The sequence below is a fragment of the Shewanella surugensis genome (genome assembly GCF_023284005.1).
Classification (GTDB): Bacteria; Pseudomonadota; Gammaproteobacteria; order Enterobacterales; family Shewanellaceae; genus Shewanella; species Shewanella surugensis.
Genome location: NZ_JAKIKS010000001.1, coordinates 82861 through 102688, shown reverse-complemented (window position 1 = coordinate 102688; position 19828 = coordinate 82861). Strand labels below are relative to the sequence as shown.

The 19828-nt window shown below is 42.3% G+C and carries 19 protein-coding genes and 1 pseudogene; 16 read left to right on the top strand and 4 right to left on the bottom strand.

The genetic code is table 11. From position 1 onward, the window contains the following. The first annotated feature begins 42 nt into the window (after positions 1-42). From tssI to L2764_RS00410, 5 genes are all read left to right on the top strand, one after another. A complete protein-coding gene (gene tssI / locus L2764_RS00430) occupies positions 43-2763 on the top strand; it encodes a type VI secretion system tip protein TssI/VgrG (protein ID WP_248938264.1) in 2721 nt (906 codons plus the stop codon). Beyond that, a complete protein-coding gene (locus L2764_RS00425; RefSeq protein WP_248938263.1) occupies positions 2757-3236 on the top strand; it encodes a hypothetical protein in 480 nt (159 codons plus the stop codon). Before tssI ends, L2764_RS00425 begins: the two co-directional genes overlap by 7 nt. A 28-nt stretch (positions 3237-3264) precedes the next feature. Further along, positions 3265-3747 (top strand): hypothetical protein, encoded by a 483-nt coding sequence (locus tag L2764_RS00420; RefSeq protein WP_248938262.1) that lies wholly within the window; start codon positions 3265-3267, stop codon positions 3745-3747. Between the two features lie 150 nt (positions 3748-3897). Next, positions 3898-5085 (top strand): bacteriophage T4 gp5 trimerization domain-containing protein, encoded by a 1188-nt coding sequence (locus L2764_RS00415; RefSeq protein ID WP_376708356.1) that lies wholly within the window; start codon positions 3898-3900, stop codon positions 5083-5085. Next, complete coding sequence (locus L2764_RS00410; protein ID WP_248938260.1) at positions 5060-5260, top strand: hypothetical protein; 201 nt, start codon at positions 5060-5062, stop codon at positions 5258-5260. Before L2764_RS00415 ends, L2764_RS00410 begins: the two co-directional genes overlap by 26 nt. Before the next feature lie 210 nt (positions 5261-5470). Here L2764_RS00410 and L2764_RS00405 read toward each other — a convergent pair whose 3' ends face one another. Together L2764_RS00405 and L2764_RS00400 are read right to left on the bottom strand one after the other, a co-directional pair. Beyond that, positions 5471-5998 carry a hypothetical protein gene (locus L2764_RS00405; RefSeq protein WP_248938259.1) on the bottom strand — a complete coding sequence of 176 codons (528 nt, stop codon included), beginning with the start codon at positions 5996-5998 and terminating at the stop codon, positions 5471-5473. Further along, positions 5988-6335: a hypothetical protein gene (locus tag L2764_RS00400; RefSeq protein ID WP_248938258.1), complete on the bottom strand. Its 348-nt coding sequence runs from the start codon at positions 6333-6335 to the stop codon at positions 5988-5990. Before L2764_RS00400 ends, L2764_RS00405 begins: the two co-directional genes overlap by 11 nt. Before the next feature lie 142 nt (positions 6336-6477). Here L2764_RS00400 and L2764_RS00395 point away from each other — a divergent pair, with 142 nt between their 5' ends. Further along, positions 6478-6684 (top strand): hypothetical protein, encoded by a 207-nt coding sequence (locus tag L2764_RS00395; protein WP_248938257.1) that lies wholly within the window; start codon positions 6478-6480, stop codon positions 6682-6684. Between the two features lie 457 nt (positions 6685-7141). Here the strand turns inward: L2764_RS00395 and L2764_RS00390 are convergent, their stop codons facing one another. Next, positions 7142-8008, bottom strand: a complete 867-nt coding sequence (locus L2764_RS00390) for a hypothetical protein (RefSeq protein ID WP_248938256.1) — start codon at positions 8006-8008, stop codon at positions 7142-7144. Positions 8009-8269: 261 nt separating this feature from the next. Further along, complete coding sequence (locus L2764_RS00385; protein WP_248938255.1) at positions 8270-8506, bottom strand: hypothetical protein; 237 nt, start codon at positions 8504-8506, stop codon at positions 8270-8272. A gap of 72 nt (positions 8507-8578) precedes the next feature. Here L2764_RS00385 and L2764_RS00380 point away from each other — a divergent pair. The 10 genes and pseudogenes from L2764_RS00380 to L2764_RS27635 form a co-directional block, all read left to right on the top strand. Next, positions 8579-8725: pseudogene (locus L2764_RS00380) on the top strand (transposase); the annotation flags it as partial. A gap of 665 nt (positions 8726-9390) precedes the next feature. Beyond that, on the top strand, positions 9391-9909 hold the full coding sequence (locus tag L2764_RS00375; RefSeq protein WP_248938254.1) for an Hcp family type VI secretion system effector: 519 nt from the start codon (positions 9391-9393) through the stop codon (positions 9907-9909). A 262-nt stretch (positions 9910-10171) separates the two neighbouring features. Continuing rightward, on the top strand, positions 10172-12382 hold the full coding sequence (locus L2764_RS00370; protein WP_248938253.1) for a type VI secretion system Vgr family protein: 2211 nt from the start codon (positions 10172-10174) through the stop codon (positions 12380-12382). Between the two features lie 5 nt (positions 12383-12387). Beyond that, positions 12388-13341, top strand: coding sequence for a DUF4123 domain-containing protein (locus L2764_RS00365; protein WP_248938252.1), 954 nt, complete (start codon positions 12388-12390; stop codon positions 13339-13341). Then, positions 13331-16915 (top strand): hypothetical protein, encoded by a 3585-nt coding sequence (locus L2764_RS00360; protein ID WP_248938251.1) that lies wholly within the window; start codon positions 13331-13333, stop codon positions 16913-16915. Before L2764_RS00365 ends, L2764_RS00360 begins: the two co-directional genes overlap by 11 nt. Positions 16916-17027: 112 nt before the next feature. Beyond that, positions 17028-18086: a hypothetical protein gene (locus tag L2764_RS00355; protein ID WP_248938250.1), complete on the top strand. Its 1059-nt coding sequence runs from the start codon at positions 17028-17030 to the stop codon at positions 18084-18086. An 87-nt stretch (positions 18087-18173) separates the two neighbouring features. After that, positions 18174-18620 carry a hypothetical protein gene (locus L2764_RS00350; RefSeq protein WP_248938248.1) on the top strand — a complete coding sequence of 149 codons (447 nt, stop codon included), beginning with the start codon at positions 18174-18176 and terminating at the stop codon, positions 18618-18620. A gap of 21 nt (positions 18621-18641) precedes the next feature. Next, the gene (locus L2764_RS00345; protein WP_248938247.1) at positions 18642-19190 is read left to right on the top strand and encodes a hypothetical protein; all 549 of its coding nucleotides are present in this window, start codon (positions 18642-18644) and stop codon (positions 19188-19190) included. Between the two features lie 115 nt (positions 19191-19305). Further along, complete coding sequence (locus L2764_RS00340) at positions 19306-19590, top strand: type VI secretion system PAAR protein (protein WP_248938246.1); 285 nt, start codon at positions 19306-19308, stop codon at positions 19588-19590. Between the two features lie 80 nt (positions 19591-19670). Further along, positions 19671-19793 (top strand): hypothetical protein, encoded by a 123-nt coding sequence (locus L2764_RS27635; protein WP_283106868.1) that lies wholly within the window; start codon positions 19671-19673, stop codon positions 19791-19793. Positions 19794-19828: the final 35 nt, after the last annotated feature.

Here is a 19828-nt window from a genome sequence, read left to right as displayed (position 1 = left end):
GCGTGGTTAGCTAGCTAGGAAAGAATAAAAAAGGATTTTACTATGACGACATCAAGCAGTGGGATCTTGACAGGATCAGGTCTACGATATCAATTTAGCGCCGAAGGACTCGATAAAGACAGTTTTAATCTGGTGCATTTTAGCTTTGATGAGGGCCTATCGAGTCCTTTTGAAGTCAAGCTCACTCTCTTGAGTCGCCAGCATGATCTCAATCCGGTGGACGTGGTGGATCTATCCGGCTTATTGCAATGGGCCGTGAATGGCGAGGTTAAACGCCAAGTGCACGGGATCGTCAGCACCTTTTCTAAAGGCGATACCGGTCATCATCACACGATTTATCACATCACGCTGGTGCCAACGCTGTCACGGCTGAAATTGCGCCACAATAGCCGTATCTTCCAAGCCCAAAGCAGCTTATCGATTATTTCGACCATTCTTGGCGAAATGAACATCACAGATGTGGCGTTTAATTGTGAGCCCGCATTGGATGAGCGTGTGCGCGAATATTGTGTCCAATACCGTGAAACCGACTTTGATTTTATCAGTCGCCTCGCCGCCGAGGAAGGCCTGTTCTATCACTTTGAGCACACCGAAACCAGTCATATCTTAGTCTTTAGTGACAGCACCCAAAAGCTGAGTAATATTGGCTTTCCTTTCCCGTATAATGCCATCAGTGGCGGCGTGGCCGACACACCTTATATTGGTGAGTTCGCCTTTACGCATCAAGTCAAACCTGCCAGTGTGAGTTTAAAAGATGCCAGCTTTAAAAATCCCGCCTACAGTTTTTTACTCGAAAGTGTCGCCGAAGAACTCGAATACCAAGCTGAGTCTTATGAGCACTTTGATTTCCCCGGTCGTTATAAAGATGATGATGCAGGGCAAGTGTTTACTCAAGCAAGGCTCGACTATTTGAGGCGTGATGCCAAAGTCGCGGTAGGTAAGGGCAATATCATGCAGGCCAGCGCAGGTTATAAATTTGATTTGATGGAGCACATCGATGATAGCTTTAACCGTGACTGGCTATTAATTAGCATCAAACATCAAGGCATTCAAGGCGCAGCCAGTGAAGAGGCCAATACGTCGGTGCCCACCACTTACCATAATGAATTAACCGCCATTCCAGCAGGTACGGCTTGGCAAGCTAAACCTATGCCTAAACCGCGCGTGAACGGCCCGCAAATCGCCACGGTGGTAGGGCCAGAAGGTGAAGAGATTTTTTGTGATGAGTTTGGCCGGGTGAAACTGCAATTTCCGTGGGACAGATACAGTAATGGCGATGATATCTCCAGCTGTTGGGTGCGGGTCAGCCAAGGTTGGACGGGTGGGCAATATGGCATGATGTCGGTGCCACGCATTGGCCATGAAGTTATCGTCTCTTTTGTCGAAGGCGATCCCGATCAGCCCATTATCACTGGGCGCACTCACAATGCGATTAACTTACCGCCTTATGCCTTGCCGGATCATCAAACCCGCACCGTATTAAAAACCCAAACGCATAAAGGTGAAGGCAGTAATGAACTGTATTTTGAAGATGAAGCTGGCGAAGAGGCGCTGTATTTTCATGCTCAAAAAGACATACAGTTGTTAATTGAAAATGATCAGAATCAGCATGTGTTGGCCGATCAGCATTGGGATGTCACCAATGATCGGCTCACCCAAATAACGAAAACCGATCATCTCACGGTCGATGCCGACAGCTTGGTAGCCATTACCAAAGACAGCTCGTTAAATGTGAAAGCCAGCCATCATCAAAAAGTCAGTAAAAAACAGCTACTCGATGTCGGCGCAGAAGTGCACCTCAAATCCAAAGGTGAACTGGTACTGGATGCGGGCTCAGAAATTACCTTAAGTGGCGGTGGCAGCTTCTTAAAAGTGGATCCGGCGGGTGTGCATTTGGTGGGTTCGAAGGTGAATTTGAACTCGGGAGGAGGGGCAGGCAAAGGCAGTAGTTTCAAGGGGAAAGCACCATTAATTGCGACCGCATTAGATGAAGCCATTTGTCCTGAGACGGGCGAAGTCATTAAGCAGGCCGCGACCATGGAAGTCACCGAAATCGAAGAAGTCGAATTTGATTACACCGCCGTGAAGATGGTGCAAACGCAAGGAATGGCGGCTGAGAATGCTGGTGGTAGTAATGCCAATGATGCTGGGAGTGATAGTAATAGTGCTGCTGGTGGAGCGACTGGATCCAGTGCTGCGAGTGGTGATGAAACGGCTGAGGATGAGGATGCTAAAAAGAAAGCAAGTGAATTAGAGTTCTCTGATACGGGGGTTAACTGGCTTAAGGATGTGGAAAAAGAACGATTGAAACCTTATGATGATGCCACAGGCAAAGAAATTAATTCTTATGTTGAAGGGGCAACGATTGGAATTGGACATTTAATTACCTCTGAAGAGAATTTTGAGCTATTTAAAAACGGTATTACACAAGAGCAGTCAGAGCTTTTATTGAAAAATGATCTCAATGATTTCACACCTGTAGTTAAAAACAACGTTACAGTTGAGGTTACTCAAGAACAGTTCGATGCATTAGTCATTTTTGCATACAATATTGGTGATGGAGGCTTTATGAGTTCCAGTGCGCTTAAAATGATTAATGATCCCAATATCAGTTCGGTTAACGGTTATAACTCTTTAGAAGATGCATGGAAAGCTTGGAATAAAGAGACGGTGAATGGGAAAAAACGTGTCAGTAATGGTTTAGTAAATAGAAGAAAGTATGAATGGAAAATTTATTCAGAAGGGAAATATGAAACATGGTAAGTCATGCGTTTAAATCATTAATTTTTTTTATCACTATGACAGTGACGTTGTTTGCATGTGCTGGCAGCAGTGAACCTAAAAATAAAATGAAGCTTTATTATGGCCATTATGAAGTAGTTGATATTGAAAGATATAGTGGAGGGTTGACAACAATAGAGCAAGCTAAACAGCGAATTGGAGATAAAATCACTATTTGCCCAACTATTTTTAGTGATTTTGTTAGTAATATAAAACCACCCGTGTACAAAATGGAAGTAGAAAAAGTAGAAAAAGAAGAGGGAGTGGTTCCGCCAAAGAATAGTGTGTTTTACGGGTTTATGCCTGAAAGAGATTTTATTCATTATATCGAAGTGTTCAAAACTATTGATGCAAAATATTTTTATACTCGTTATGAAGTGATTGGCCAAAATAAGCTAATGAAAAGTTTTGATGGTTTTTTTTATAAAGTGGATAAAATTGCTTCTTGCCAATGAGTTGTGATGGTTATTTTTAAAGGGATATATGAAAATAGTATTATTTATAAATTTGTATTTATTATGTTTTTATTGCAATGCAATAGAAATCAATATTGCACAATTTAACGATACAAATTCATTGATTAAAAACGAAAGTTTTGATAGCAAAGTTAATCAAGTATTTAACTTTGATCTACTGTATTCTAATAAAAAAGCATCAGACTTTATTTTATCTTTGATGAGGAGGCCCAGCGAAATTGTTGTTGAGGATAATAAAGCCTCTTATGCAGATTCATGTCAGGTTGGAGCTTGTGATGATTACAAAGTAAGATCAATTCAATTTTCTGGCAGGCCATTGATATTTATGTTGAAAACAAGATCAAGTGTGACCGTTTATTATAATGGTGTTTTAATGATCGAAGAAATGGATTGCATATATGATTTTTTAAATCGTTATTCAAGAATTGGTAATATGTCTCTGGATGATAAAATATTTTTTGTTAAAGAATCCAATTTAGCATCCAATTGATAGCAAAGTCAGTACGGCTAAGTCTCCCAGCGTGAATAACAAGGACAGGCATTGTTAAAGCTCCTTTGTTGAAGGCGATCCCGATCAACCCATTGTCACTGGCCGCACCCACAATGCGATTAACTTACCGCACTATTTCCCAGTGCGGCACTGCCAGAGCATCAAACCCGCACCGTATTAAAAACCCAAACCCATAAAGGCGAGGGCAGCAATGAGCCCTCTTTTGAAGAGCAAACCGGTGAGGATGAAGCTGGCGAAGAGGCGCTGTATTTTCACGCTCAAAAAGACCTGCAAATGCTCATTGAAAATGATCAGAGTCAGCATGTGTTGGCCGATCAGCATTGGAATATCACCAATGATCGACTCACCCAAGTGACAAAAACCGATCATCTCACGATCGATGCCGACAGTCTGGTGGCCATCACCAAAGACAGCACGTTAAATGTGAAAGCCAGTCATCATCAAAAAGTCAGTAAAAAACAACTAGTCGATGTCGGCGCAGAAGTGCACCTGAAATCAAAAGGCACGCTGATCTTAGATGCGGGTTCTGAAATTACCTTGAGTGGCGGTGGCAGCTTCTTAAAAGTGGATCCCGCTGGCGTGCATTTGGTGGGTTCGAAGGTGAATTTGAACTCGGGAGGAGGGGCAGACAAAGGCAGTGGCTATAAAGGGAAAGCGCCATTAATCGCAACCGCATTAGAAGAAGCAATCAATCCAGAGACTGGAGAAGTGATCAAGCAGGCTGCCACAATGGAAGTCACCGACATCGAAGAGGTGGAATTTGATTACACCGCCGTGGAGATGGTGCAAACACAGGGTGTAATGACAGAGAGTGCTGGCGTCGCAACCTCTTCGAACCAAGGTGGGAGTTTAGGGAGTAGCCAAATAGAGGAGTCTGAAGAGTTACTCGTTATTAATACCCGTACCTTTCCTGATAATGACTTACAAAATTTATTACAGGCCAACAACCAACACGTGATGTTACTTAATGTAGGAGAGGGGTTTGAGGCATTACAAGCTTTAGGTTGGGATGAGGTCAAAACAACTTGGAAAGAAGTGACTAATACCAACACAGGTCAAGTAGTAATCAATTACGGCCTGTATGGCAAAGATGTTGTCACAACATCAATGATTATTTCCCAGTTTGGAAAATTAGGGATCCAAGCCACGACTTATGTGAATAAGGCTGGAACCGAAATGATCAAATTTACCGGATACGCAGGAATACGCAAAGTCTTAAATGCGCCAGCCTATGGCCTTAGCAATATGAAAGTCGTGCAATTAGGGATCGGGAAATATTGCAGGGTTACAAGTGATATACAAGAAGAATGTCGATGATAATAGCAGTGCTTTAAAGCAGTATTCCGTAAAAAAATACGGCTCTTACAATAACGCGCTTGAAGTCGCTATACAGTTCAGAGGTGACTACATTGAAAAGCTAAAGCAACATATCGATGCTAATGCCGAGTTCATCAAGACTCATGGATACCCTGCTAATAAAAAGTTGAAATAATCATAAAAAACGAATCACAGCAAGCATGGCCCACTTTACGAGCGTCATTACAACGCTTGATTGATCAAGGGTTGGTGCATAATGAGAAAGTCACCATACTGGCTGAAAACGATGCGCCCATGCCGAGGAATAGTTATATCAAAGCGAAAAGATAAGTGGGGCAGACTGCCCCAGTGTTTATGATTTAGGATTGAGTGTTACAGCCGCTTTCTAATCATTATTTTTATAGATAAATGGAGAGTTATCATCGCCATTAGGCAGAATGATGCTCTTATCAACTTTTGGATAGAAAGGGATAGAAAGCTCAGCTTGCTTAGATAGTTTAATGAGCTCGTTTTGATCTAATTTATTAAAATCTGCTTGTATTTCTTTTGGGTAATTTGAGTTCAATATCATCCATCGATCAAATTTCGTTTTATCACCAGTCTTAGAGGTATAATTAATCAATGCAGTGTTGTAATCACCTTCTACTTGCTTCATACAACGATCAAGCGCCATATTACTGACGGCAAACAAGGCTATTTGCCGTTGATGTTCAGACAAGGTTAATAGCCAGTCGCTATTAATTTTAGTAATTTTTCGTGATCTTAAATCAGAACAGAAATTAGCCCGTTCTTCTACCTTTGCATAAGCATCATCTAACTCTTTCAACAAAACCTTTTCAGAATAAGGCCAGCTTGCAGCACACAAAGAGAAAGGCATTAAAATAAATAATAAAAAACTAATTTTATAACGCATTAGATACACATCCCCAAAAGCTTCTTTCTTCACCCGTTGTACGAAGTTCCATACCAAGCGCTAATTGTTCTAGCTTTAATCTTTCAACTTTAGGTACTGACGACAAAGCATCTGCAAACATTTTCCAATCACTATTAGCGATTTGTAATTTTTTAGTATTACCATTGCTCGCAAAAGGATAAGTTTTCCGCCCCGCAAAAATTTGAAATAGTGGTATAAAAGTCATTATCGTACCTAATAAGGTTGCCATATCAGTGATCCGATTCATTTCTTTTATCGTTTCAAGTGTACGCGCAGAGGGCTTGAAGCTCCTAACTGTGCAAAAATTCCCTTTCATTAAAACATCCTAATATAATTCAACTAATTAATAGTGAAATTAGCATAACGTTTTTTGGTTAATTTTTGAAGTAATCGTCAGAAATATTAACCACTAGCCTTTAATCTCTTCTAGTATTGGTGTGATTAGGAAAGGGGAAAAAGTGGGGCAGACTGCCCCAGTGGGTGTTAGGTTAAAACAAACCAATAGGGAGGTAGTATTAATGCAATTATACCGCATAGGGATTATTGTCGTGGCTGCGATTATTGTGAATTTGGTTCACTGGTCTTATCAAGAAGACTATGATTTTTTGTCACCTGAATACTTAGATACGATTTTTATTATGGATGATACTGAAGAGAGTCATTAAAGCAGAAACGGCTTGTTTTATGGTTTTAGTATCAAGTGGGGCAGACTGCCCCAGTGGGTTAAGTGGGTTGATGTAATAGTTTATATATTAAATTAACAATTGAGAATATAATTAATGCAATAATAGCGACATTTATCCCTAATGAAATGACAGTCGAAATGACTATAAATGCATTAATGTAATGAATGTAGTTAATAGATTTTAAATTTTCATATTTTTTAATAATAAAAAAAATTACATAAAAGTAAATTAAAAGTGGGATTGAAAAGTAAAAGTCAATAGTTTCTATCGGTTTACCGCTAAATAACATATAACAGATCATGATGATCGCCATAAGTACAATAAATATATTTGAGTGGATAAAGTTCTTTTTCACCATATGTACCTATATTATATTAATAGCTAGAAATTATAAATAAAATCTAGCTATATAAATAATCAATTTAACTTTTTAAAATTATAAATATATCCAATAGCAACTCATACTACCTAATATTCCCGTGCATACCCTAACAGGCGTATCCCCAAGTAAATCCATACCACCACTCCTGTGACCGCCTCCCTCATTACCGCTACCACCACCGCTACCAGTGTTGTTACTGCTACCCTTTTTTACTATCTTCATTTTTCCTTTTGAAATAACCATGATATCACCCACTTCCAGAGTATCACTTTTCAAATTATTAGAGATTAGATCTGCTAGGTACATAGCGGTCATTGATTCTAATAAAAATTTTTCAGTCAGACCTTTTCCCAGTGTAGCCATTAATGAAGCGATTCTTCCCGTTGGAATGGCTAACAGAGCACCTGTGACAAGTTGTTTAGCTCTATTGTTTGAGTCAATTAACCCCTGAGTTACGACTATTTCCATTTCTGGAAAATCGTTCACATTGGCCATATTGTTTACATATGATTTTAACTCATACATAGCCCTAGCATACTTACTAAGACGTGTTTTACGTGTGCTTTGTTTTAAAAATGAATTAACTGAATCATTTAATTCATCGTTATCTTTTAAATTATCTTTTGATGCTTCAATAGGAAAATTTTCTGAAATGAATGTGCTTAATAATTTTGAATCTATAATTGCAGCATCTGACTGTAAATAAAACATTACATCTTGATTTTTTAAATAACTGGTGAATATTAAAAACTTTGTTATTTCTAAATCGATAGAACAAACTTCAGTAGTACACTCCAGTGTGATTTCAGCCACTTTATCATTATCTGTTAATTCTTCCTCCGTAGCATAAGCTAGATTTGATGTAATAAACATCATTAGAAATAACGATAATCCTTTAAATAACAGGCTCAACTTCAACATATTAACTACTCCATAAAATCGAAGTTAAAATATAACTCTAAAAAACAAACAATCAACTATCCATTAGTCTAAATAAACAATAGATTAATAAGGTTCTCCTAATTGAATAATTCATCACAAAATCCTTTTATCAGTGAAAAGTGGGGCGCTCTTATTTCAAAAGCAAGCTCCAGTGTATTTCAATTGGGTTGATGGTCGTTTTTATTGATAAAAACACCAAGTGGGGCAAGCTGCCCCACCTCACCTTTAGTGGCCTTTACCTCACTCAACCTCAGTGTCTATCAGGCTTTGATACAATAGCTTGGCTTGGGTGGTCAGTAAGGCATGGCTGCCCTTGGCGGTGATCTCAAGCAGGGTTTCCCCTTTATGCACCACCTTCACTTGGGTCTGGCCATTAACTAACTCAGTGAAGAGAGGCTTGGGCATCTTCTTTGGTAAGGAATGGGGCAGCTTGGTTGATGGTTTTGGTTTAGGTTTAAGAACAATAAGGCCAGCCATTGTTAATAGCCTATTGTTGTATATTTGACTAAACTTTAGAGATTGATGGTGTTGGTGAAATGGAGTTGTACCGTGCCTTGTCCAAGAAGAACCCAGATAAGTATTGAAGATACGTCTTATTATCATTGTTGTAGTCGTGTTGTTCGTCGAGCTTATTTGTGTGGTGAAGACAAATTCTCAGGGAAGAATTATGATCATCGTCGTGCTTGGGTAGAAACTCACTAATGAATTTGGTCGGCTTTTTCATGGTCCAGTGGGGACATTACAAGAACTTACGCGTTATTGTGAGCATTTAGAAAAGCGAAGGCGACATTTCTCAGCTTGCTGTCAATACATTAGCTAATTATCAAGAAGAGACCATAGTTCGATAGCAAACATTCATGCAATGTGGTGCACTTTGCTGAGCATTAACCTTAATTATCCAATCAACAATCCTACTTTTAAGTGTTCCAGCTTAAAATTATTTGAACGCATTAAAAGCTGAGCAATAAATTGCTCAGCTGGGCAATAAATTGCTCAGCTGGGCAATAAATTGCTCAGCTGGGCAATAAATTGCCCAATTCAGGCAACTTATTGCTCAGGAATGTGTACAGTAAATATCTTTTTCAATAAAAACAACTAATTGAAAGTTGGCACGTAAAGTGCTTTATAACAAGTATAGAGAGACAGCATCAGTGACATCCATTGCGTGTTTTACAGGAGAACGTTAACCATGCAGTGGTCGTTACATCGATATAGAAAGTAAGAAGTAAATAAAGATAAGTAAGTAAGCAGTATCGTTCGAGGTAAGTTGATACAAAAAGGACTTACTTTGTCACTTCAAGGCACAAGTCATGAAGTAACGAAAATCAACAATAAATAGTTAACTAAAAAGGAATTAAACTATGCCAACTCCATGTTATATCACCATCGAAGGTCAAACTCAGGGTCACATCACTGCGGGTGCATTCACGTCTGATTCAGTCGGCGATATCTTCGTTGAAGGTCATGAAGATGAGATGCTAGTCCAAGAGTTCAATCACGTGGTAACAGTCCCGACAGATCCACAATCGGGTCAGCCTTCAGGTCAACGTGTTCATAAGCCTTTTATTTTCACCGTGGCGCTAAACAAAGCCGTTCCTTTGATGTATAACGCGCTTTCAACCGGTGAAAAACTCGACACAGTGGTCATGAACTGGTACCGCACGTCAGTCGAAGGCAAACAAGAGCACTTCTTCTCAACCTCTTTAGAAGGCGCGACGATTGTGGATATCGATTGCCATATGCCGCATTGCCAAGATCCAACTCAATCAGATTTCACTCAACTGGTTAAAGTGTCGCTTGCTTATCGTAAGATCATATGGGATCACACTTCAGCGGGTACATCGGGTGCAGATGATTGGCGTAAGCCAACTGAAGCGTAAGCTTTAGTGTGCCTCTTGAACCATTGAGTTTGCGAGGTCGATAAAACAGCATTTAATAAAGGCTTCGATTGAAGCCTTTTTATTTAACATAACGAGCATATTGCTAAGTCAGATCAGATAATGCCATATTGATAAGGATCGAAAAATATCGGTATGCAGCTGGCTGGAACATTTAGCAATGTGCGTGTTTTTTGGATAGGGACACCGATCCAATCAAGATGCAGAGAGCTTAGGGATATAACAAAAAGGATTTTAATCGGCTATGGCGACATCAAGTAGTGAAACAGTGGCGAGTGGGATGTTAACGGGTTCTGGATTGCGCTATCAATTTAGTGCTGAAGGGCTCGAAGCAGACAGTTTTGAATTAACCGAGTTTACTTTTGATGAAGGCCTATCAACACCTTTCGAAGTCAAGATAAGCTTACTCAGTCGTCAAAGTGATCTTAATCCTAGTGATGTGGTGGATTTATCGGGCTTATTGCAATGGGCGGTGAATGGCGAAATTAAACGTCAAGTCCATGGCATTGTCAGTGAGTTTACTAAAGGGGATACTGGCCATCACCATACTCAATACTGTGTAACCTTAGTGCCAGCCCTTTCTCGCCTAAAATTGCGGCATAATAGCCGTATTTTCCAACAGCAAGGCAGTTTATCCATTATCTCTATTTTGCTTAACGAGATGGGGATCACCGACTTTGCCTTTAATTGCGATCCCGCCATCGATGAGCGTTTGCGCGAATATTGTGTGCAATACCGTGAAACCGACTTTGACTTTATTGCTCGTCTCGCGGCCGAGGAAGGCTTGGTTTATCATTTCGAGCATACTGAGACTAGTCATACGTTAGTCTTTAGTGATACCACCCTGAAACTCAGTTATTTACAGTCTTATGTGCCTTATAATGCCTTAAGTGGCGGCGCTGCGGGTCAGCCTTTCGTTAGGCAATTTACCTTGACGCATCAAGTGAAACCGTCGAGTGTCAGCCTCAAAGATGCCAGCTTTAAAAATCCGGCCTATAGCTTTTTACTTGAAAGCCTGGCGAAAGATCTTCAGCATCAAGCGGATACTTATGAGCATTTTGATTTTCCGGGTCGTTATAAAGATGATGAGGCAGGGCAAGTCTTTACCCAAACGCGGCTCGATTATTTGCGCCGTGACGCGATAGAGGCCACCGGTTTGGGTAACATCATGGCCATGCAGGCGGGGTATAAATTCCCGTTAACGGGCCACAGTGATGACAATATCAATCGAGATTGGCTACTTGTTCAGCTGATCCATAAGGGCGTTCAAGGCGCGGCCAGCGAAGAGGCCAATAGCACCACGCCCACCACCTATGATAATCGTTTTAGGGTGATCCCAGCAGACAGTGCGTGGCAAGCTACTCCCACCGCTAAGCCGTTAGTGAATGGCGTGCAAAAGGCCGTGGTGGTGGGGCCGGAAGGAGAAGAAATTTATTGTGATGAATTTGGCCGAGTCAAATTACAGTTTCCGTGGGACCGATACAGCAATGGTGATGATCTCTCTAGTTGCTGGGTACGTGTCAGCCAAGGTTGGGCAGGCAGTCAATATGGCATGATGTCGGTGCCGCGCATTGGCCATGAAGTGATTGTGTCTTTCATTGAGGGCGATCCCGACCAACCTATTATTACGGGGCGAGTGCACAATGCGGTGAACTTGCCGCCTTATCCTTTGCCTGAACATCAAAGCCGCATGGTACTGAAAACCCAAACTCACAAAGGCGAAGGCAGTAACGAGCTGTATTTTGACGATGAAGTGGGGGAAGAAGAAATTTATCTGCATGCCCAAAAAGATATGAATACCTTAGTCGAAAACGATCACCTGCAAGATATTAAACATGATCAACATAATCATATTGAAGGTGAGCGCTTTACCCAAATAAGCGCCAATGAGCATGTCAATATTGACGGCGAAAGCCGTACATTAGTGAAAAAAGATCACCATCTACACGTCAGTGGTAGCTTGCATGTAAAAGCGGGTAAAATTTGGGTCGATGAAGCCAGCAGCGAAATTCATATCAAGGCGGGCCAAAAAGTCGTCATCGAAGCGGCGTCAGGCATTACCGTCAAAGCGGGTGGAAGTTTCGTTAAAGTCGATAGCGGTGGGGTACATTTATCGGGCGGCGCCATTAACCTCAACGCAGGTGGAGGTAAAGGCAGCGGCAGTGGTGCCAGCCCTAAAAAACCCGCCTTACCCGACAATATTGAAGATGCCATCAATCCTGAAGCGAGCGATCTGGCTATACAGGCCGCTACACTCGAAAGCGCCATCGGCGCCGCCAATTTTGATTACACCGCCGTCGAGCTCGCGGCGAATGAAGCGCCTGCGGCAGTTGTAGTGACGCCCGCTTTAAAGCACAAGGTGATCATCGATCAACGTGAAGATGAGGCTATTACGCAGGTTTGTCAAAAACAAGCCGATGGCTCTTGCCCACTCACTGATTGTCCTTGCAGGTAAAAGCGATGAGTATAGAAAACAGCTTAATGTTACCGACAAAGGACAGTGATGGGATCATGTTGTCTCATTATCTAGTGGCGCATGCTCATCCTGAATTAGCACGAGAAATATACACATATGCAGGTGATGCTGACATCGCGCCGCTTTATATTGACACTTCGCTGGCCAGCTTAATCGAACAAAGTCCTTACGTGGTGAGTATTTTTCAAAATGATCCCTTATTTGAGGTATATCAAGAAAATGCTCAGCAACACCATGTCCATAATGACAAAAGTACTAAGAGTGAGAAAGCACCTTGGTCGGGGATCATCGTATCTGTTAGGGCCACGGTTTCTTTTGAAATGGTTTTAGCCTATTTACGTCATCGGGTATTGATTCAATTTTCGGGGAAACGAAAAGGCGTATTTCACTTTCAAAACCCAAAAATCGCCCGTTATTTTTTTGGAGAAGCCCAGCTCAAAGACACCCAAGAATGGATGGGGCCGTTATTGTATCTGCATTGGTATGAGCAATGGCACTGTGGCGCGGGAGATCCTCAAGGTCAATGGCGACAAGTTGAGAACCCTGAACCGACTTATGAGCTTTTTTCTCAAGCCCAGTCGAGTGGAGGTGATGAAGCAAGCTATGAAAGCATGCCGTTATGGCAATTGCGAGAGTCGCAACAACAGGCACTAGAGCTGCAATTTGATGACAAAAATATAGTTCGCTTTTTCAACGAGACCATGCAGTCGGTGCCGAGTCTGGATGAACGCAATGTATACCGCACTTATATCAAGCAGGCAGAACAATTGAGCTTTTATCAAACTCAAGAACTTGACGCCTATTTTACCTTACGGCGGCAATATCCAAGGATCAATCAAGCGCGTTTGTCCGATCCCAGCTTGGAAACATTAACCGTTAACGAAAAATTACAATTTTTAGACTCTATGCTCAGAAAGGATGCTCTGTATGTCAGTTAATAAAATTAGCCCAGGACCGGCGTGTGATGGTGATGGAAAAAGACTGTTTATTGAAGTGACTGGTATTAAACACGATGAACAGCAATGTATTAAATTATTTGATGAGGAAGACAAAACAGAACAAGAATTCCTAAAAAAAGAAGTTGATTTCTGTAAAAAAGAAGAGTTAAAGGCGGAAACAGTTAAAGACTCTTGTATTCATAGCTGGATTTGGAGCAAACAAACCAAACCACTAAATGCATGGCTAGCGGTAAAGACTCAGTCAGAAGACAACACCGAATCGAAAGATATTATGCTGCCTCTGTATGATGATGTGGTGCCGTCGAAGCGCGTTGACGGTCGTCAAAACTATTTATTGCATGCCATTATGCCACTGACGCTAATGCCGAGTTTTGATCCGGCTATTAAAGATAAAGACAGGCTTGCCCCCGTTAAAGATAAAGACAGGCTTGCCCCCGTGCGTAATGGCTATTTATATGTGTTTAATCGAGGCAGGGCGTGGCGAGAAATTGAAATTCGCACCCAAGATGACGGTAGTGTGCAGCTTAAAGATGTGCATCTTTATGCTTATCGTGCAGGGCGAGATAAGCCTTTTAGCAGCGATCCCCGTGTAGCGACAGGTGTGCCGCTTAATGATATTTGGTTGCCAGCTAAAGATAATAAAAGCGGCGTGTTGGGGCGGATTGCCTATTCTGAGGTGCAATGGAGTGGCGCAAGGTTAAATTATCTTGAAGAAAATAAAGATGCACAAGCTGAGCGCACAGTGGCATTTTCACAGGTCAATATTGATAACAATGTGGATTTAATTAAAGCCTCAACGTTAAAAAAAACCATGCGGTCAAGAGCGGTCGAGGTCGAGCTTAAGTTGGCTAATCCTTTGTTGTTTAATCGTGACTTATCAGATAAGTACATCAAGGGCTTGTATCAAAAAGTCAAATCTGAGCAACAAAAATTGCAACAAGAGGGCGGTAGCGTGCCTGATAGTTATGCGGATCTCGAATTAGAATATGGCGCCAAATGTGCGGCACTGGCAGAGATCACAAATGCGACTAAGCAAGGTATCGCTTTTGATTGTGTGAAGGAAAAATCCCCCGATTACCTTAAAGATGCCGTCGACCGAAAGCTCTTTGTGCTGCCCTTTTTGGATCAAAGCTTTATATTACGTCATCATAGCGCCATGACCTTGTCTTGCTTCCAGTATTTACAAGATGTGCAAAAGCAAGCGGGTAAAGAGCCCCATGCCCACAGTGCCGAACTGGTGCAACGTATTATCATGCCCAAAAAAATGGGCGATAAAACCAATCCTTATTACAAATACAGTGATGAGGTGGGTAGCAACCTAATGGGCACATTTCATCGCCGCGTGCACAGCATTGAGCGCAGTCAATTTCGCCGTGATTGCCGCGTGTTACAAGATGCATTGGCCAAAGTGTTGAATGATGAGAAAACCGCTATTTGCCTAAAAGATTTCAGCTCATTGAATGATATTAATGGTGCCATGGCGCATATTCTGGCAAGCAGTGCGCTGGGTGCGCTGAATATTGACCCCGATGCCATCGACACCTTATTGCCTGCGGAGGACAAAAAGCCCCATGCCCATGTGAATACTCTAGCTAAGGTATTTAATCCTGCTGATAAACATCCGCTGCATGAAATTTTATTTGTCAGTACTGATGAGGTACCGTTAGATTGCAAGTATACGCCGCCGGAGGGCGATAACGATGGCTCAGGCTTGGCCACGCCTGCCAATATTGCTTGCTGGGCCAATGACAATCTGCTGATGAGCGACGATAAAATTGAGACGCTTGATTTATTGAACGCCACCAAAATGGTGGATAATGGCGAAGGGCAATTTGGCAACTTTAGGCGTATCTCGGGGGTGATGGGGAATATTTTTGATAGTATGTTCAGTAGTTTACTTGCATTTCAGACGGCGGTGATGAATAACACTATAAAAATTGATTTTACCGCGCTGTATGCGCCGGCATTGAGTACGTTAAAGGCGGTGAATTCGAAATATTTAAGCGAAATGAAGTATGTGCCCACCACGGGTGAAGCGGTTAAAGGTTACGTGGTCGGTGTTCATGGTGCGGGGCTCAAGTACGGCGTGCCTGAAGGAGCCGATAGTTATGTGTATGGTAAAGGCAAAGGCAATGTGGCCTATGGCAGCTTACACGATGACAATGGCCAGTTAATCGCCTCGACCAAAAAATCACAGCTTAACGAGGGGGCTATCGCAGGGGCGGCGCTGAGTCGTCAAAAGGTCTCTGTGGTGATTTTGCCTGAGGAGAGCGAGTTGGCGAAAGATCAGATGATGCAGCGGCAGGTGCTCAAAGATGTACACAAGCAAGGCCGCAGCATTAGCAACAGCTATGAAAAATTACGCATGCCTTATTGGCTGGTGGCGATCGAGATCATTAATTTAAAGATGACATTAGATGGCCTGAAAACTGAATCTAATGCTGCAAAGATAGGTGCGAATATCATTAGTGCTACAGCTGATCTGGGGATTTCCTTAGTTAATGCTCATAATTTACTCGCTAATAATACTTCTCGCTTGGCTAAGCAAAGTGAAAAGATCATATACAGTTTTTCAGATGAAACTATTGCTCGATTTACCTCGGCTTCGGGTAAAATAGGACTAGTACAACATTTGCAAGTCTTAAAGATGGCGGGTTTTGCCGCTGGTATGCTCACCGCAGGTATTGCTGTGTGGGATACTGTGCGGCTTTATAGCGCTAAAGATAATGATGCGGCCATAGCCATGGGCATGGTGGCAGTGGGCACCGCCATGACGAGTATCGCTTCAGGCTTGTTTACCTCAAGCAGTGCCTTCTTAGGTTTTGGTCCCATTGCGTGGTTGGGCATTGGCATCGCGGTGGCGGGTGGTCTGCTGTATTATTATTTCAAAGACACCCCCATCGAGACATGGCTGAAAAATGGCCCCTTTGGCGAAGCGCCTGCTACCGATGGTGATTATGCTAAGCTGCAAGACCCTAAAGAGGCCTTTATGCAGCTGATCAATATTGTGATGTCGCTGTCCATCAGCACTTACCCTATTGATAAAATTAAGTTCCCGGCTGCTGCTATTGCAAAATTTAAGCAGCGCGGCGTTACCCACGGCATTTTTGTACGCAGTAACTTGTTGCAGCTACTGAACGCCGAGCAAGTGAATTTACGCTTTTTTGCCCGTCAAGCCATTAAAAAAAGCACCAAAGATACCACTCGAGCTAATATGGGCAAGGTTAATCCAGACGTGGAGATTATCAATGTGGCCAAAGCCAATAGCCCGATAATAGAAGCCATCGACAGCATTGAAGGCAAGTTGTACCTAGTGAACTTTAACCTTAAGGTGCCGCAAGATAAGAGTGAACTTGTGTGGTTATGGTCACGTTTCAGGGAGGAGAGCTTTCAGCCGCACTTTAGTGTGCGGGCGCAATTGACTATTAATGAGTTAGCCTTTCCTCGCTTGCCGCTAGATCAATTGACTCAAGTGGCGACCCCTAAAGATGCGCCTAAATTTACCGCTAAAGATTACTATTGGGCCGATGAGCTGCACTATCCGTTGAGGTAAAGGGAGGGGGAAGTTGATTATCATTCATGACTAGTTGAATATTAATCGCATTTACAATTTGTTAAGTCGATAACTGAAAATCGAAATATGCATTAGATTAAGGATTATAAAAATGGCAGTGTCAGCATTACAAGTAGAAAAAGAGACCGGAAGAACTTTTGTTAGTGATGGCTATGCTGACAGTGCCTATAGAAGTAATAGGCCGTTACAAGAAAAAGTGATCGGGCCTAAGGGCTTATGGGAAAGCTTGGCCCGTAAAGGGACAGAGTTAGCCTTTGCTAAGCCTAGTAGTATTATATCTACTCAGTTCGCGACAGGTTTTAAGCCCTCAGAGTATCAGGACATCAAAGATAAGCTTGCATCAGGTGAAAGGCATTTATATTGGAATGAAACGATCTTAAAAGAAGAAAAAATGAGTGGCTGGGGCGCTGTTTATTTAAATATCTCTGTGATAGCAAAGTTTATGACATTGTATTTTTTGCCATTTTCTTATGTGGTTATTTTTTTGCTCGCCCTTTTTAGTGAGTATTTTTCATTTTCTGATTTGGTTGATTTTTATTATAACTTAACAGTTTATTTTTTATTACCTAGTACTTTGTTTTGGGGGCAGCTGGTACTGATGGATAAAGGCTACTTTACCCCTTGGTTTCTCAAGGCCAAAAAGCATTATGAGTTGAATCGCCAAACAGGCATGGTGACGCTTTATAGAGGCAATGGCAAACCTCGTTTTAGCCATCCGTTTCATGAGTTTGATTGTATCCTCACTTCCAGTCCGACTCCTCAGGGCTTGATGAACTATGGGCTGTTTCTAGTGCATCGCTATAACGGTTATTCGTTTGGGGTGCCATTGCAAAGTTTGATGCCCAGCAGTCCTTTAGTGAAGGAATATCATTATTTGTGGAATATGGTACAAGCCTATATGGACGTGACTTCCCCGATGCCGGACATTCTTGTTTTGGAGGAAGCCCGTGAGCGCGACCCCACCACCAAAGCCTTTGATGATAAGGGCTTGCGCGGCACGACCTTCGGTGTCGCTATTACGAAAAAGACAGCTGCAAAAAATGTGAAACAGGACGCTTTACTGAGAGATAGTCGAGACAGCCACTTTTGGCGCAACATGAGTGATGAAGATTTTGATCAAATCTTAAAGGCCATCGCCAAGAGCCAATAATGTATTAGTAAACAGCGACACAGTAAGTACCTATGATGAAAATAAAAGCGCAGGGATGCCGTTTTTAAGCAGATTTTAAGGAAGAACATGAGCGCATCGTTAGAGCAACTTGATTATAGTGAGACGGCTTACCGAAGTGATAAACCGATAGCAGAACGTGCTGTGCATCCTATGGGCTTATGGGAAGGTTTGGCTCGCCAAGGCACACTATTACCTTTGACTCAGCCAAGTGAAAAGGTTTCGACCACGGCTATTGCCGATATGACGCCATCTGAATATCGAAAGGTTGACCAAGATCCAGAAAATAAACATAAAGGATTTTTTTGGACGGAAACGAAGCTATCGCAAGAAAAACTAAGTACTTGGACGGCAATTTACTTATACGCATCTGGATTGGGGAAAATTGTGTGCCAGTTTTTCTTCCCAATCTACTTACTGGTTTATTTTTTCTCTATTCTATTTTCAGATGTATCCTTTTCTGAATCAATAGATGTACTGTTCTATCCTATTGTTTATGTTTTTTTGCCGTGCTGAGTTATTTGGGGGCAATTCGAATTGATGAACCGAGGTTATTTTACTCCTTGGTTTCTCAAGGCCAAGAAGCATTATGAACTGAATCGCAAGACGGGCATGGTGACTCTTTTTAAAGGCAGCGGTAAAGCCCTATTTAGCCACCCGTTTCATGAGTTTGATTGTATTCTCACATCCAGCCCGACTCCTCAGGGTGTAATGAATTACGGGCTGTTTCTAGTACACCGCTATAACGGTTATTCCTACGGTGTACCGCTGCACAGTTTGATGCCGGGCAGCCCATTAGTGAAGGAATATCATTATTTGTGGAACATGGTACAAGCCTATATGGACGTCACTTCCCCGATGCCTGATATTTTGGTGCTGGAGGAAGCCCGTGAGCGCGACCCCACTACTAAAGCTTTTGACGCTCAAGGCTTGCGCGGAACGACCTTTGGCGTCGCTATTACGAAAAAGACAGCTGCAAAAAATGTGAAAAAAGGCGAACTGAGAAATCCTAGAGACAGTCATTTTTGGCGCAACATGAGCGATGACGACTTTGAACAGACCTTGAAAACCATCGCCAAGAGCTAACAGCATAGAACGAAAAACGTTTGAAAAACACTCCACAATAAAGTCAGTAAAGAGTAGAATATTCAATGATTAATTCGTCTGTTTTTTGTCATTTAAACATGTTAAGGAAAACACTATGGGTAATGCAGTAAAAGTGGGTGATATTGGCTCAGATCATGATGGATTTTTCCCCACGCCAGTGGTGTCGGGATCGGGCACGGTAAAAGGTGATGGTGTCCCCTTAGCCAGAGTCGGCGATCCACTCTTGCCGCACATCAAACCCCAGCATCCGCCTCATGGGCGAAAAATTTCGGCAGGTTCAGGCACGGTATTTATCGATGGCAAAGCGGCGGCCCGCAGTGGTGATGCCGTCGATTGTGGCGGCACAGTATCGGGCGGTGGCACCGTTAATATCGGTTAGCCGTTCACTTAGCCACTAGTGTGGGGCTAAGACGGTTAGTCGACTGACCGTCATAAATTAACTCGAAAAGGATAACGAGTATGGTTAACTCATCTGAGTCTATGACAAAACAGGGAAAGACCTATCAGGCTACCACTGAGAGCCTATTCACCGATGTGACACTCTGTCTATTAGACGATACAGCCTTTATTTATCTCGAATAATCTCACTAATATGTTATTTAAACGTTTGTTACTTT